Below are 14653 nucleotides of genomic sequence, written 5' to 3'. Positions count from 1 at the left end.
TCACCCGTTCCCAGGCCGGCGCCCGCAAGCTCGAGGCGGCCGGTGCGGTGGCGCACTTCGGCGATATCACTGATCTCGATAGCCTGCGTCAGGGCGCCGAGGCCTGCGACGGCGTCATTCACACCGCTTTCGACCACAACTTCGCTCAGTTTGCCGAAAACTGCCAGAAGGATGCCCGGGCCATCGAAGCTCTTGGCGCCCCCTTGCAAGGTTCCGCGCGTCCGCTGGTTTTCGCATCGAGTACCGCAATGGGCACCCCGCAGCCGAACGGGCCCGCGCGGGAAGACAGTTTCAATAATCTCAGCCCCAATCCCCGCGTAGCCTCCGAACGCGCGGGCAATGCCCTGCTTGAGCGTGGGGTGAACGTGTCGGTGGTCCGGCTGTCCCAGATTCACAATACGCACAAGCAGGGGCTCGTCACCGATGTGATCGACCTCGCCTGGCACAAGGGTGTGTCCGGCTTTGTCGAAAGCGGCGAAAATCCCTGGTCCGCAACCCATCTCGATGACGCCGCAAGGCTTTTCCGTCTGGCCCTGGAGAAGGCGCATTGCGGCGCGCGCTATCACGCTACCGACGAGGGCGCGATCAAGTTCCGTGACATCGCCGCTGCGATCGGGACCTATCTTGGCGTGCCCACCATCTCCGTTCCACAAAGCGAGAGCGCAGCCCATTTCGGCTGGCTCGCCGCATTCGTTGGCAAGGATATGTCGGCTATCAGCAATGAAACACGAGCCTCGCTTGGCTGGGCTCCCAAGGGGCCGGGATTGTTAGCCGACATCGCCAATATGCGGATCAAGGCCTGACCCGTCCGAACCATTCCCGCCGGGACACACAGAATGTTCCGGAGCTGCGCGCCCTCTTCGACGAAAGAGTGACTATCAGCTGGAAATGGGCGCCCGCGCCCAATTCCAGAAGGCCCTCCGCAAGTCACGGAGGAACGCCGCCGGCCTCGAATCTTCGTGGTGGATGCACGAGCGTCACCAGCACCACAGAGATCAACATCAGCAGGCACCACGAGCCGAGTTTTTCAAAGCTCACCATGGACCAGCCGCTCTCCTGGCCCGGATAAATCCAGGCACGGCTCCAGGTGCCGATGTTTTCAGCGATCCAGATGAAGAGCGCGACGAGCAGGAAGGCCAGCAGCATCGGCATGGAATGGCCGAAGCGGAAGACGCGATAGTGCATGAAACTGCGGCCGTAGAGCAGAACCACGCCACCGAAGAGCCACCAGCGAAAATCGTAAAAGTAGTGATGAGTGAAGAAGTTGGCATAGATGCCGGCAGCGAGGAGCACCGTCAGCCAGATCGGCGGATAGCGGGTGAAGGTGATGTCGAAAATGCGCTGGATGCGGGCCATGTAGGAGCCGACGCAGGCATACATGAAGCCTGAGAACAGCGGCACGCCGGCAATGCGGAAGAGCGCATCGTCGGGATAGACCCAGGAGCCCGCGGCGGTCTTGAAGATCTCCATCAAGGTGCCGACCACGTGGAAGATCAGGATGACGCGCGCCTCATCGAGCGTTTCCAAGCGAAAGAGGATCATACCGGCCTGGATGAGCAGCGCCGCCACGAACCAAAAATCGTAGCGGTTGATGCCGAGCTCCGGCCACCAGAGGCGGGTGAGGATGATCATGCCCAGCATGAGGCCGCCAAACAGGCAGGCCCAGGCCTGTTTCAGCCCGAAGACCAGGAACTCGATAAGGCCATCGGCCAGGGGGCCGCGCGGCAGCCGCGCAAGGACGAGATGCGCCGCAGCATCGATCCTGGCTTCCACACTCGTGAAGTGAATGGCCCCCTCCTGCCCTTGCCCCGGCTCACCGCACTGGTTATGCCCTGTTGAAATGCGCCGAATTGTGGCGCCGGCACGTGCTGGAACGGAGAAGCCATTTGGCCAGACGCCACCCGACCTCGCTGCGCACGTCCAAGGAGGACGTTGATTCCGCCAAGAAGGCACCGCAGACCGCGCAGACCGACAATCCCGCCTATCGACTGGCCTTTGCCGACGACGACTTCATGACGTCGGAAGATACGCGCGGCGTCCGCTTTCAGCTCGAATATCTCAAGACCGAATTCCGGTTGCGCGAGCGCGGCATCAAGTCGACCGTGGTGCTCTTTGGCGGCGCGCGCATTCCCGAGCCGGGCAAGCCCGCCTGGGCGGCCAAGAATGAGGTGCAGAAGCGTAATCTCGAAGCCGCCTCGCGCTATTACGAAGAAGCGCGCCGCTTTGCCCAATTGGCGAGCCAGACCTCGGCGGCGAGCCAGTTTACCGAATTCGTCGTCGTCACCGGCGGCGGCCCGGGCGTGATGGAAGCGGGCAATCGCGGCGCCGCCGACATGGGCGCGCCCTCGATCGGGCTCAATATCGTCCTGCCGCATGAACAGGCGCCCAATCTCTATGTGACGCCAGACCTGTCGTTCAACTTCCACTATTTCGCGACGCGCAAGATCCACTTCCTGCTGCGGGCCAAGGCGGTCGCCGTCTTCCCCGGCGGTTTCGGCACGCTCGACGAATTCTTCGAGACGCTGACCCTGATCCAGACCGGGCGCATGGACAGCATTCCGCTGGTGCTTTTCGGCAAGCAGTTCTGGGACAAGGTGATCAATCTCGAAGCGCTGGCCGAAGCCGGCACGATTTCGCCCACCGACCCCGACCTCTTCTCCATCGTCGACACGGCGGAGGAAGGCTGGGAGGTTGTGCGCAAATTCTACAACCTGCCCAAGACCGAAGAGCCGGACTGGCTCGGCGGCTAGAGTTGGTCGTCCCACCCACCGGCCCGACACCTCCCCCTTGATGGGGGAGGCCGGGTGGGGGTACAGAAAGGACAATATTCCTTCAGCTCGTCAGGACGATGCGCATGAGATCGGCGGTGTTCCTCGCGCCGAGCTTTTCCATGACGCGGGCGCGGTGCACTTCGATGGTGCGGGGTGAAATCCCCAGTTTCCGCCCGGCCTCCTTGTTCGACTGACCATTGGTGATCAGCTGCAGCACCTCGCGTTCGCGCGGGGTCAATTGGGAAAAGCCACGCACTTCGACTGGCCGCCGGCCGCCCTGCATGGCGCCCAGATGCACGTCGCGCCGCAGCGCATCGCGGACGATGCCGAGCAGGTGTTCGCTATCGATGGGTTTGGAAACCACATCGGTGGCGCCCAGTTTCATGGCCGTTACTGCCGCTTCGAGCTGCGGGGAATTGGCCAGCATGACCACTGGCGTGCCGGTATGCATGGTCTTTATGCGCCGCAGGAGCGGCAGCCCACTGTCCTGCCCGATCGCCAGGTTGATCACCGCGACATCAATGCGCCGCCGCTCCATCGAGACCAGAAAATGCCCCGCTTCGAGCGAGAACATGGTCTGAAACCCTTCGAGGCGGAACAGCACGCTCAGCCCCTCGCAGATAGCGGGATCGTCGTCGACGATATGGATCAGGCGGTCCCGGTTCAGAAATGAATGATAGTAAGTGTCGTCGCTCATCGTGCCCAAAGCCCCTTTGGCAAGGTTCGCATTACCTCCGGGCCGGAGCCGCATGACGGGGAAGAAAACGCCTCCACCGCCCTCCGTCCCAACTATCCCGGTAGTTTGCTCTAAGTGGTCATGCCGTCCGATAGGTAGATTCCGTAAGCCCTACTACGCATGATTTAGGTATATTTGCCTATTTTATTGCCGTCAAGCGATCATATTCCTAGTCTGTAGATGCAAAAAAGCCGGCTGCGATGAGCCGGCTTCTTCGGGGACAGGCGAAATCAGGCGCGCGGATTGGCGCGCAGAGCGTCACGAATCTCGGTCAGCAGCACTTCTTCCTTGCTCGGGGCCGGGGTGGTTTCCACCGGCTCCTTCGCCGCTTCGCGCTTGAGGCTGTTGATGCCCTTGACGACAAGGAACAGCACGAAGGCGATGATGGTGAACTTCACCACCGCATTGATGAACAGGCCGACATTGAGCGTGGCGACGCCGGCAGCCTTGGCGGCAGCGATGGAGGGTACGGGCACGTTGCTGGGATTAGAGAGGACGACGAAGAGATTGGAAAAATCGATGCCACCGATGATGAGACCGATCAGGGGCATAAAGATGTCATCCACGATGGACGACACAATGGCACCAAAGGCAGCACCGATGATCACACCGATGGCGAGATCGATCATGTTTCCCTTGATGGCGAAATCACGAAATTCCTTAAAGACACTCATGGGCTCGACCCTCTGCAACCTAGGTTGAACCTCCGCCATGCGTTAACGGAGGGATAACCAACATTTCCGACCTTGGACCAATTTGCAATGGTCCCTCAGTTGAACTTGCACACCCGGCGCGAGGGGTCGATAAGCGGACAACCAAATGATGGGTTCTCGCTCGACCGATGGCGCTTTCCACTGCTGACAGCTCGCACAGCCTCCGGCTGGCCATCGACTACCTGCCGCAGGGCATTGCCGTGTTCGATGCCGGCCTGCGACTCGTCGTGTCGAACCGCCGCTACAACCTGCTGCTGGCCCTGCCCGAGGACTTGATCCGGGAGGGTTCCGCCCTTTTCGATATCGCACTGTTCCTCGCCGAGCGCGGCGATCTCGGCCCGGGCGATCCAGCCCGGCTCGCCATCGAGCGGATCAACCTGCTGACCGAAGCGCCGATCACCGTGACCCAGCGGCTCGGCAATGCCGGACAATCGCTGGAATTCCATTCGAGCCGCCTGCCCGATGGCGGCCTCGTCATCAGCTTTTCCGACGTGACGGCGCGGGTAAAGGCCGAGCACGAGCTCGAGCGCGTCAATCTCTCGCTCGAAGGCCGGGTGGAAGAGCGGACTGCGGACCTGACCCGCGTCAATGCCGAGCTCGAAGTGGCGCGCGCCAAGGCGGATGCCGCCAATCACGACAAGACGCGCTTCCTGGCTGCTGCCAGCCACGACCTGCTGCAGCCGCTCAATGCGGCGCGGCTCTATACCTCGACGCTGATCGAGCGGGCCAAATCCACCGCCTTTGCCGAACTTGCGACCTCGATCGAGGCGTCGCTGACGGCCGTCGAAGAGATCATGTCGGCGCTGCTCGATATTTCGCGCATCGATAGCGGCGCGCTAAAACCTGCGCCCGCCCCCGTTGCGGCGCAGGATCTGTTGCGGAAAGCCGAGGTGGAGTTCGCTCCCCTCGCCCGCGAGCACAATGTGTCGCTGCGTATCGTGCCGACCACGGCAACGGTGATGGCCGACCGTTCGCTGGTTGGGCGCATCGTGCAGAACCTAGTTTCCAACGCCATCAAATATACCCCGGCGGGCGGCAAGGTGCTGGTGGGGCTGCGGCGGCGCGGCAACCGGCTGCGGCTCGATGTGGTCGATACCGGTATCGGTTTCAATCGCGACCAGCACCGGCTGGTCTTTGCTGAATTTTCGCGGCTCGACCGGGCGGCGCGCATGGCGCAGGGTCTCGGCCTCGGGCTCTCCATCGTGCAGCGCCTCGTGACCGCCATGGACCTGACGCTGGAACTCGACAGCCGCGAGGGGCGCGGGTCGCGCTTCTCACTCTATCTGCCGATCCTGCGCAATGCCCGCGTAGCTTCAGACGATCGCCGCCCCATGTCCGAGAGCAATGTCGGCACGCTCAATCTCAAGGTGCTGTGCGTCGACAATGAAAAGGCCATTCTTGAGGCCATGCAGGGCCTGCTGGAGCATTGGGGCTGCGATGTACGCGTTGCCCTCTCACTCAAGCAGATCGACCGCGAGCGGCTGCTGGAAGGCTGGTATCCCGATCTCGTGTTGATGGACTATCACCTAGACCAGACCTCAGGGCTCGATGCCATCGAGTGGCTCCGGCATAATCTCGGCGGACATCTGCCGGCGGCGCTGGTGACGGCCGATCGGAGCCCGGCGGTGCGAGCACTGGCGGAAGATCGCGGCATTCTGGTCGTGACCAAGCCGGTCAAGCCGGCCGCCCTGCGCGCCACCATCAGCGGACTGGCCAATCAATCGGTGCGCAGCACGCGGGCGGGGTAGAGCCCGCGGGCCCAGGCAAAAAGGCCGGCGCCGCGGAGCGGCACCGACCGATGCAGTATGACTTGGGCTAAAATGCTTGGGCTTGTCTAAGGCTCAGGTACTGAAATCACTGCGCCCCTCAGGGCTAAATCCAGTAGGGCGTCACGCCGTAATAGTCGTAGACGCGGCGACCGTTTTCCTCGGTCCAGTATTCGCCATCTTCCCGCTCGTAGCGCGGCGCGCCTTCGAGCTGCGCCTTGGTCACATCGACACGATAGCCGCCAAGGGATTCGTCATAGTTCAGTTTCGACCAGGGCAGCGGATAGTGGTCATTGCCCATGCCGAGGAAACCGCCGAAGCTCAGCACGGCATAGGACACCTTGCCCGAGCGCTTTTCGACGAGGATGCGTTCGATCGAGCCGATATGCTCGCCCATGGGATCGTAGACCTTGGTGCCTTCCACCTTGTCCGAGGCGATCAGGTCATGGGTTTCCTTGATGTCGGCGTCAGCCTTGCGAAGATCATCATAGGCCATTGTCGGTCCTCCTTGGTTTTGAGTGACTGACCAACGTGGCCTGGAGCGCTACAGTTGCCTTGCAGGGAGAAAAGTGATCAGGCCACGAGCCGTGGCTGAGAGCCCGGGCGCGGCCCCCGATCCGACAGAAAACGCCCGAAAGCGATGCAGTCGAGGGGGCGGGAAATATAGTAGCCCTGCGCAAAATCGACCTTGCCCTCGGCCTTGAGCGCCGCCAACCGCGCCGATGTTTCGACACCTTCGACAACGACCTTGCGACCGGTGTCCTGAACCATGTCGATCGCATGATCGAGCATGCGCGACATGACGGAATCATCTGGCGCCATGGCAAAGCTGCGGTCGAGCTTGACGCCATCGACGGAGAGCCCTGCCAGAGTATGCATGGAGGAGTAGCCCGCCCCGAAATCGTCGATGTAAACCTGGACGCCCGCCGCTCGCAGGTGTTCGATTTCAACCTGGGCGCGATCGAGATCAAGCGCTCCGGTTTCAACGATCTCGATGGAAAGATCAAAGCGCGAGGCTGACCCGAGAAAAGGCGCAAAAACTTCGAGAAGCTCGGCCGCGTCGAGGTCCCTCGGGAAGATATTGAAATTGACCTGCAGGCGCCGGCCCAGGGGCACGAGCGGCAGCAGTTCGGCATGGGCGCGCGTCGCGACAAGGCGCGTAAAGGCTCTGGTGAAACCGTGAGCTTCCACGATGGGGATGAAGCGATCCGGATAGATCAGCGTGCCATCGACATCGCGCCAGCGCGCCAGCACTTCGCAGCCGGTGACAAGGTCACTATCGAGCTTGAGCAGGGGCTGGTAGGCGCAGACGATGCCACGGGACTGGAAACGGCGCAGAAAGCGCTGCTCAAACGACCAGCGACGCGCCAGAACCTCGTAGATCTTGGCTGAGAGCCAGGCTGCCACGATGCCGCACACAATGAAACATAGCCCGGCAACGGCACCTCCGAGCGCCAGCAGATGCCCCCAGGTGGCGCGGGCGGCAAGACAATGTGGACCTGCCGGATCGCAACGAACAGTAGTGATGGCGCCATCGCGCAAGCCAAGCAGGCCCTCCGGTTCGGCCAGGCTCGAGGCATAAAGGCCGGGCTCGCCCGAGGTGTGCCACCAGCGCCCGTTCCGCGCCTGCAGCACCACTTCAAACTCCAGCCACTTGGAGGCGATGGGTCCAATCGGGGTCATTCGTACCAGCACGCCGTTATTGCCCCACACGGCAAATGCCCCCTTGAGACCACCAAGCCCAAGTTCCTCGAGGCTGCGGCTGAGCCAGAGCGTCACGCTGAAGCCGCCTTCCGCGGGAATGTCGGGCGCACCCAGATCAATGGGCTTGGGCAGCAGGCCGCTATTGGCTGTACAAATGATCTTGCCGTTCTCGAAGAAGAACAGCTCATTCATCCCTTCGGCAAGGAACGCCACGCGCCGTTGCTGGGCCGCATATTGGGCCGAACAGGGGGGCGCAGTCAGTTCGCGCTCCATGGTATCGAGCGTATTGAGAACAGCGCCGCGTATCCGGGTATAGGTCTCGAGGACCCGCGCGGCCTCGGCGTCCATACTGACGCGCAACTCGCGGTGAACGAACCAGGCGCTAGCTGCAAGCAGAGCGAGAAAGCAGACCACCCAGAGAGCAAGCTTCACCTTGCTCTGGTGCCGTGTCGAGATGAGAAACGATACCAATCCGCTCATCCGCGTCTCCCCGGCGGGATGATGCGTATCTACTTCTCAAGGCCGCGTTAATTGCATTGCACCGCATTTTAACGACCATGGAACTGGGGTGTGGCCGCCAGCATTTTCCCTTCTGTACTGCTTCGTCATGAAGAGGAGGAAGAAATGGCTTTAGGCCTTGAAGGACAACTGGCTGGCCGGGGCAACCTGACGCCAATGCAGATTGCCCAGAACAGCCTCTTCACCGCGCGCGAAAAACTCGACCTGCTCGGCCAGATGCGGGCAGACGCCGCAGGCGCCGAGGCTGAGGGCGACGCCTTCGGCTTTTCATCGGCAGAAATAGCCGCCGCCATCGCCCATGTGCGGCGGGGTGTCGAAGACGGGGGCCGCAGCAAGACCGTATTCAAGGGAGGTTCGTAATGGTCATGGACAATGACAAGCCGGCGCCCAGCGTCGCCAAGGTCGACTTTCTCGTCGACGAAAACGGCTCGAAGATCGAAGTACCTGCAGATTCGGACCTGAGGCCGACCGGGGATGTCGAGGCGGCAATGGGCGCAACGAGCCCATCGAACTGGTGGCTCTATGGCGTTCTGGCGCTGGCCATCGTAGCCGCGATCGTGCTCGCCATGCAGATTTTTTCGGGCGCGCCGGGCTCCGATGTGCTGCCGGGCACCCCGACCGCAGAACCGGTAACCCAGGCGCCGGCCCAATAAAAAACGCGGCCCCGAAGGGCCGCGTCATTGCAACTTGCGACGGGCTTAGCCGCGGATCGGCGAAATCTGGATTTCGACGCGACGGTTCTGTGCGCGGCCGGCTTCGCTGCCATTGGAAGCGATCGGGCTCGAAGCGCCCTTGCCCTCGATGTAGAAGCGGCGCTGATCGATACCCTGGCTGGAGAGGATCGTTGCGACCGAAACGGCGCGACGCTGGCTGAGTTCGAGATTGTGGCCGGCACTGCCGGTGGAGTCGGTGTGGCCGTACACGTCGACGATCGACTTGTTGTACTTCTTGAGCACGAGCGCGACCGAAACCAGGGTCTGGTTGAACTGCGGCTGCACGGTCGCGGAATCGGTGGAGAAGGTGATGTTGGACGGCATGTTGAGGATGATCTGGTCGCCAACACGGGTCACCGAGACGCCGGTGCCCTGGAGCTGGGCGCGCAGCTCGGCTTCCTGCTGGTCCATGTAGCTGCCAATGGCCGCGCCGCTGAGGCCGCCGACGCCGGCACCGATCAGCGCGCCGACGCGCGGATCGCCGCCAACTGCCGCACCGACGATAGCGCCGGCAATGGCGCCGCCACCGGCACCGAGCAGGGTGCCACCAGCGGTGTTCGAAATCTGCGACTGGCCAGTATAGGGATTGGTGGTGGTGCAGGCGGAGAGCGCCAGCGTGGCGGCAAGAGCGACGAGAACCTTGGTCTTCATATTGTCCCCCGAAGGAATCTGAAATGTGGCCTTGAGTGAGCTTTGATTACGGCAGGAGCGTGATGAGGGGAAGAGCCTGAATAGAAGATGAATAGGCGTGCGAATATTGCGATCAGGCCGTCGGGCGCCTCAATCATCATAGAGTTGCCGGACAACGGCTCTGGTCTTCTGCGGATCGACGAGCAACGGGGTCAGGTCGCTGATCTGGTCTATGGCCCCGACAACGGGCAGAGCGGCCAGTGCGGGATCGACTATGGCGCCCATAGCCGCGGCCACGGCATCGTCGGCATTTATGGTCACGAAGGGCCGTTCGAAGTAGGGCCCGATGACGGGGTCGAAGGGGGCAATATCGCGCGACTTCTGCCATTGCGCGACGACCAGATAGGCCGCCGCCAGCGCCTCGCCGCGCGGCTGCCAGGACGTGGCGCCAAGAGCGGCTTCAAGATGCGGGGTGAGGAGAGGTGCAATCGCCAGGCGCGAAAAGCCGCTGCCGAACCATTTGGGATAGGGCGCATAACGCCGTTCCAGTAAGAACCCCATGGCCATGACGTCCCGGCTGAGGCGCGCGGCAATGACGCGCGAGCCGAGATCGTCGCCGGCCTGGCCGGCACGCCCGACAAAGGCCTGTTCCTCGGCGATGCGGCACCACTGGCAGGCGATCTTGTAGAGCCAGACATCGCGCGGGAAATAGGCCAGCGCTGCACGCAGCGTTTCGAGCCGTCCGCCATCATCGCGAAAAACGGCGCCGGCGGTGAAGGCGAGAAGGCTCTGTTCGGGCAGGCCCAGCCAATCGAGCGTGGTGAGACTTTCAAGAGAGCGCAGACCGGTATGGGCTTCGAGCCGCCCCTCATAGGTATGAAATTCGAGCCCATGCGTAATGGCGCCCATGGCATCGGCACCACTGGCGGCGGGATGAGGGCGACCGCGCCAGCCGGCGGGCTCGCCGAGGAAGGTTTCGGGCACGACGGTATCGAAATCGGCCAACAGACGCCGGGCATGAGCGGCGAAATCACCCTCGCTCAAATAGACATGCACCCGCGGCCCCCAATTGTGGTCCTTGGACGTCTCGTCATCGAAGCCGAGCAGCTCCGAGCCATAGCCGATCAGCGCGGCAGAATGCTGCAAGTCCGGCGCCACCCGCGAAAGCCAGGGCGCGACAACGTCGCCATAAAAGCGGCGGGAGAGTTCAATGCCCTGCATCCGTTCCCCTTAGTGTAGCCGCTCCACCGAGGGCATCATCTTGTGCGGGGCGACATCGCGGGCTTCCACCTCGTCGAGCAGGCGCGAGATCTTTTCGACATTGGCGATATGGCGCTGTTCCATGGAGAAATTGAGCGTCACGTAATCGCGGCCGGGGCAGAAGGTGCAGATGTTCACCGCCGCGTGCCAGGCGCCGCAATAAAGTGGTTCGACCAGGCCATGGGTCATCGGCCCATAGGTGCGGTGCGGCGGGACCAGAGTAAGAACGATGTGCATGCCGCCGTTGAAGCGCCAGAAGCGTTTGTTGGGCAGGCCCGGAAACACCCGGTTGAGGGCGCGCATGGCCCGGAACATGGACATGATCACCACCTGGAAGGAGGTGATGTCCTTCTGCTCGATGCCGGCCACGGTGTCGTCAACGGCGCGGACATATTCGACGAAATCGTCCATCACTCTGAACTTGGCCTCAAGCGCGCGGACGCGGAAGAAGTCGTCGTCGGTGTTGTTCCGCTTGGTGTCGAGCATGGTGTAAGCCGCGCCGATCACCTTCTTGCTCATGTGCTTTTCGGCGCCCTCGCCATTGAGCGCATGGGTGACGAGCGCGAACATCAGCGAGCGCTGGCGCACGCCGAGCTTGTTGGCGAGAAGCCGCAGCCGGTGCCGCTCGACAGCGAGCGTCGTAAAACCCCAGGGCTGTTCCTTGGGCGCGAAAACATTGGCGAGCACGAGATAGATGAGGGCGGTGAGCCCGCCGCGCAGCGCACTCGTCGCCCGGTCGATCCAGGGCAGCTTGTTGGACTTGTCGGACTGGACGCCGTGGCCGGCCGAGGCGGAGCGCGTCAGGAGCGCCGAGTCCGAGCCTTCGAGGAGGGCATGGCTCGAGCGGACCTGCAGGATCGCCGCGCGACCCTCGGCATCCGGTCCGTCGCGCCGCACGGCGGCCATGACGCGAAAGAGCGGCAGGTCATTGCGCTCAAAAATGTCGGTCGACTTGCTCAGCCACTTGTCGGGATAGCCGTCGAATTCATCGACCACCTCAACCGAGGTGATGGCATCAAGCATGTGCTTGGGGAAGGGCTGGCCGGGCTCGGCGCCGACAAAGCCATGGGTCAGCTGGGGCGCGAGCGCCACCATTTAGGCGACCATATTGCAAAGCGCGTCCTTGTCGTAGCTCTGGGTCGAGAAGGCGGTAAAGAAGACCGTGTCCTGACCCTGATAGAGAAACCACTGGAAATCGGTGAACAGGGCCTGCGGATGGCGCTTCACCGCCGCCGTGGCCAAGGCCAGCGCATCGGCGTGCTGGCCTGCAAAAGAAGTCGACGAAAAGCTTTTCACTTAACACCCCCTCATGCCGTATCCCCCCGGCATGTCGATCTAAGCGCACTCTTCCAGCTCCGGCAATAAGGTGGGAGGCCGCCGGTTAATGCGCGCCGGACCAAAACACGCAATTTGTGCGCTCTGTGACATTGTTCCTTCCACTTCGCCCCGTTCAAACAGACGGGACGAAGCGCGCGATGAGCAGTTGCGGATCGAGACGGATACTTTAGAATAGTTCTTGAAAAACGCAGCGGAGACTCACCCGCCCGCGCGTCGAATTGACCTATGTCAAAGCGGTCGCACGCCCCATAGATAGGGTGCGATGCAGCCACGTTGGCATTCCTGCCAATCCCCTGGCAGGCGCAAAGGAACGGCCCCATGAATTATCGCGGTATCTTCGAGGATGCAGTGGACGCGCTGCGGGCGGAAAAGCGCTATCGCGTTTTTGCCGATCTCGAACGTGTGGCGGGGCGCTTCCCCAAGGCCATCTACCGCGACGATGCCGACAATGCCCGCGAGATCACCATCTGGTGCTCCAACGACTATCTGGGCATGGGCCAGCACGAAAAGGTCGTGAAGGCCATGCAGGAAACCGCCGGCTCCATGGGCGTCGGCGCCGGTGGCACGCGCAATATTTCGGGCACCAACCGCCCGCTGGTCGAGCTTGAGCGTTCGCTCGCGGACCTGCACCGCAAGGAAGGCGCCCTGGTCTTCACCTCGGGTTTCGTCTCCAACGAAGCCGCAATCTCGACAATTGCGCGGCTCCTGCCCGAATGCATCATTTTCTCGGACCAGCTCAACCACGCCTCGATGATCCAGGGCGTGCGCCAGTCGGGCATGGAAAAGAAGATTTTCCGGCACAATGACGTTGCCCATCTGCGCGAACTGCTGAGCCAGGTCGATCGCAAGCGGCCCAAACTGATCGCCTTTGAATCGGTCTATTCGATGGATGGCGATGTCGCCCCCATCAAGGAAATCTGCGATCTCGCCGAAGAGTTCGGCGCGCTGACCTATATCGACGAAGTCCATGCCGTTGGCATGTACGGCCCGCGCGGCGGCGGCATTGCCGAGCGCGAAGGCCTGATGGACCGCATCGACGTCATCGAAGGCACGCTAGCCAAGGGTTTTGGCGTCATGGGCGGCTATATCGCCGCCAACAAGGCGATCATCGACGCCGTGCGCTCCTATGCGCCCGAATTCATCTTCACTACCGCCCTGCCCCCGGCCCTCTGCGCCGCCGCCCGCGCCTCCATTGAGCACCTCAAGGGCAATGGTCACGAGCGCATGATGCACCAGCGCCAGGCGCGCCTGACCAAGGCGATCCTTGCCGATGCCGGCCTGCCGGTCATGGAAACCGCCACCCATATCGTGCCGCTGATCGTGGGCGATGCCCGCGCCGTCAAGGCCGCCAGCGACCTGCTGCTCGACAAGCACAATATCTACATCCAGCCGATCAACTACCCGACGGTTCCCAAGGGCACCGAGCGCCTGCGCATCACGCCCACCCCGCTCCACACCGACGAGATGATCTTCGAACTGCGCCACGCGCTGGTCAGTGTCTGGACGAGCCTCGAACTGCCGCGCGAAAAGGCCAATGCTGCGATTACGGCGAGCAAGCTGACCTCGGGCGACCTGACGCTGCCAAGCCTCGGCGGTTGATTTTGGTCGTTTGACCCTTTTCGCAAACACGGCGTCATCCCCGCGAAAGCGGGGATCTCTGTTTTGGGCCGGCACTCCTGCATTCGCGCGGTGTTCAACTGGGTTGGGCGCTTGCCGGCACCCCCACGCGCCGCCCCCTTGACCAAAATCCCTCGCCGCGGCAAATATTTCTGATGATGCATCCCATGCCCAACCTCCGACGTTGTGCCTACCAGTCCCATGGGGACGGGGGCGTGTCGGCTGGGCGACGACGGGACTGAGGTTTATCCAGCCGTCATTCGACTCATGCATACCTGCCGCCGCCCGGTTGGCAGGTTTTTTGTTTTCGGATCAGTGATGCCTCCTCATTTCGTTGCCTTCAGAACGGCCACCGCGGCAGACGTTCCCTCCATCCGCGCGCTGGTACGCGCCGCCTATGCAAAGTGGACGCCCATTATCGGTCGCGAGCCGCGCCCCATGCTGGCCGACTATGCCGAGGCCATCCACGACTTCCGCTTCGACCTTCTCACCGTCGACGGGCAGATCGCGGGCGTGCTGCAGACCTGCCTTTGCGCCGACCATCTCTGGATCGAGAACCTTGCCGTGCACCCGCACCACCAGCGGCGCGGACATGGCCAGGCGCTGCTGGTGCTGGCCGAACAGCTGGCGCGCCATGCCGGGCTGGGTGCGCTGCGCCTCCTCACCAATGCCGCCTTTACCAGCAATGTCGCGCTCTACCAGAAGCTCGGCTACGACATCGAGCAGAGCGAAGCCTTCATGGGCGGCACGACGCTTTACATGTCGCGTCAGCTCACCCCTGCCGCTCCCATTCGCCCAGCGCATAGCTGGAATAACGAGAGCCGCACTACCGCTTAAGGTCAGGAAGCCTCATCTAGGGGTCATGGAAGTGAGCCGGGATTGTCCC

Annotated in this window: 16 protein-coding genes; 7 read left to right on the top strand and 9 right to left on the bottom strand. The window is 62.4% G+C overall.

Going from position 1 to position 14653, the window contains the following annotated elements; all coding sequences use genetic code 11:
* On the top strand, positions 1-803 hold an 803-nt coding region (locus J0I64_RS16385; protein ID WP_291410137.1), incomplete at its 5' end, for an SDR family oxidoreductase.
* 124 nt (positions 804-927) lie between these two features.
* On the opposite strand, the gene J0I64_RS16380 is transcribed toward J0I64_RS16385, so the two are convergent.
* Positions 928-1773, bottom strand: a complete 846-nt coding sequence (locus J0I64_RS16380; protein ID WP_291410135.1) for a DUF817 domain-containing protein — start codon at positions 1771-1773, stop codon at positions 928-930.
* A gap of 113 nt (positions 1774-1886) precedes the next feature.
* On the opposite strand from J0I64_RS16380, the gene J0I64_RS16375 reads away from it, so the two are divergent.
* Positions 1887-2750 carry an LOG family protein gene (locus J0I64_RS16375; RefSeq protein WP_291410133.1) on the top strand — a complete coding sequence of 288 codons (864 nt, stop codon included), beginning with the start codon at positions 1887-1889 and terminating at the stop codon, positions 2748-2750.
* Positions 2751-2832: 82 nt separating this feature from the next.
* On the opposite strand, the gene J0I64_RS16370 is transcribed toward J0I64_RS16375, so the two are convergent.
* Both J0I64_RS16370 and mscL read right to left on the bottom strand, forming a co-directional pair.
* Positions 2833-3468, bottom strand: a complete 636-nt coding sequence (locus J0I64_RS16370) for a LuxR C-terminal-related transcriptional regulator (RefSeq protein WP_291410131.1) — start codon at positions 3466-3468, stop codon at positions 2833-2835.
* A gap of 269 nt (positions 3469-3737) precedes the next feature.
* The gene (gene mscL / locus J0I64_RS16365) at positions 3738-4181 is read right to left on the bottom strand and encodes a large conductance mechanosensitive channel protein MscL (protein WP_291410129.1); all 444 of its coding nucleotides are present in this window, start codon (positions 4179-4181) and stop codon (positions 3738-3740) included.
* Positions 4182-4348: 167 nt separating this feature from the next.
* Here mscL and J0I64_RS16360 point away from each other — a divergent pair, with 167 nt between their 5' ends.
* The gene (locus J0I64_RS16360; RefSeq protein WP_291410127.1) at positions 4349-5968 is read left to right on the top strand and encodes a PAS-domain containing protein; all 1620 of its coding nucleotides are present in this window, start codon (positions 4349-4351) and stop codon (positions 5966-5968) included.
* Between the two features lie 124 nt (positions 5969-6092).
* Here the strand turns inward: J0I64_RS16360 and J0I64_RS16355 are convergent, their stop codons facing one another.
* Together J0I64_RS16355 and J0I64_RS16350 are read right to left on the bottom strand one after the other, a co-directional pair.
* Positions 6093-6482 (bottom strand): PRC-barrel domain-containing protein, encoded by a 390-nt coding sequence (locus J0I64_RS16355; RefSeq protein ID WP_291410125.1) that lies wholly within the window; start codon positions 6480-6482, stop codon positions 6093-6095.
* Positions 6483-6559: 77 nt separating this feature from the next.
* Entirely contained in the window at positions 6560-8170 is a 1611-nt protein-coding gene (locus J0I64_RS16350) for an EAL domain-containing protein (RefSeq protein WP_291410123.1), read from the bottom strand.
* A 144-nt stretch (positions 8171-8314) separates the two neighbouring features.
* Here J0I64_RS16350 and J0I64_RS16345 point away from each other — a divergent pair, with 144 nt between their 5' ends.
* Entirely contained in the window at positions 8315-8569 is a 255-nt protein-coding gene (locus J0I64_RS16345) for a hypothetical protein (RefSeq protein ID WP_291410122.1), read from the top strand.
* Complete coding sequence (locus J0I64_RS16340; protein ID WP_291410121.1) at positions 8569-8862, top strand: hypothetical protein; 294 nt, start codon at positions 8569-8571, stop codon at positions 8860-8862. Before J0I64_RS16345 ends, J0I64_RS16340 begins: the two co-directional genes overlap by 1 nt.
* 45 nt (positions 8863-8907) lie before the next feature.
* Here J0I64_RS16340 and J0I64_RS16335 read toward each other — a convergent pair whose 3' ends face one another.
* The 4 genes from J0I64_RS16335 to J0I64_RS16320 form a co-directional block, all read right to left on the bottom strand.
* Positions 8908-9573 carry an OmpA family protein gene (locus tag J0I64_RS16335; protein WP_291410120.1) on the bottom strand — a complete coding sequence of 222 codons (666 nt, stop codon included), beginning with the start codon at positions 9571-9573 and terminating at the stop codon, positions 8908-8910.
* A 129-nt stretch (positions 9574-9702) separates the two neighbouring features.
* Positions 9703-10773 (bottom strand): DUF4037 domain-containing protein, encoded by a 1071-nt coding sequence (locus tag J0I64_RS16330; RefSeq protein WP_291410119.1) that lies wholly within the window; start codon positions 10771-10773, stop codon positions 9703-9705.
* A 9-nt stretch (positions 10774-10782) separates the two neighbouring features.
* The gene (locus J0I64_RS16325) at positions 10783-11907 is read right to left on the bottom strand and encodes a hypothetical protein (protein WP_291410118.1); all 1125 of its coding nucleotides are present in this window, start codon (positions 11905-11907) and stop codon (positions 10783-10785) included.
* Positions 11908-12108, bottom strand: a complete 201-nt coding sequence (locus tag J0I64_RS16320; RefSeq protein WP_291410117.1) for a hypothetical protein — start codon at positions 12106-12108, stop codon at positions 11908-11910. It lies immediately after the preceding gene.
* A 360-nt stretch (positions 12109-12468) separates the two neighbouring features.
* Here J0I64_RS16320 and hemA point away from each other — a divergent pair, with 360 nt between their 5' ends.
* Both hemA and J0I64_RS16310 read left to right on the top strand, forming a co-directional pair.
* Entirely contained in the window at positions 12469-13749 is a 1281-nt protein-coding gene (gene hemA, locus J0I64_RS16315) for a 5-aminolevulinate synthase (RefSeq protein WP_291410116.1), read from the top strand.
* A gap of 336 nt (positions 13750-14085) precedes the next feature.
* Positions 14086-14604 (top strand): GNAT family N-acetyltransferase, encoded by a 519-nt coding sequence (locus J0I64_RS16310; protein ID WP_291410115.1) that lies wholly within the window; start codon positions 14086-14088, stop codon positions 14602-14604.
* Positions 14605-14653: the final 49 nt, after the last annotated feature.

Source organism: Devosia sp., from assembly GCF_017307565.1.
Lineage (GTDB): Bacteria > Pseudomonadota > Alphaproteobacteria > Rhizobiales > Devosiaceae > Devosia.
This window is presented reverse-complemented; position numbering and strand designations above follow the sequence as displayed.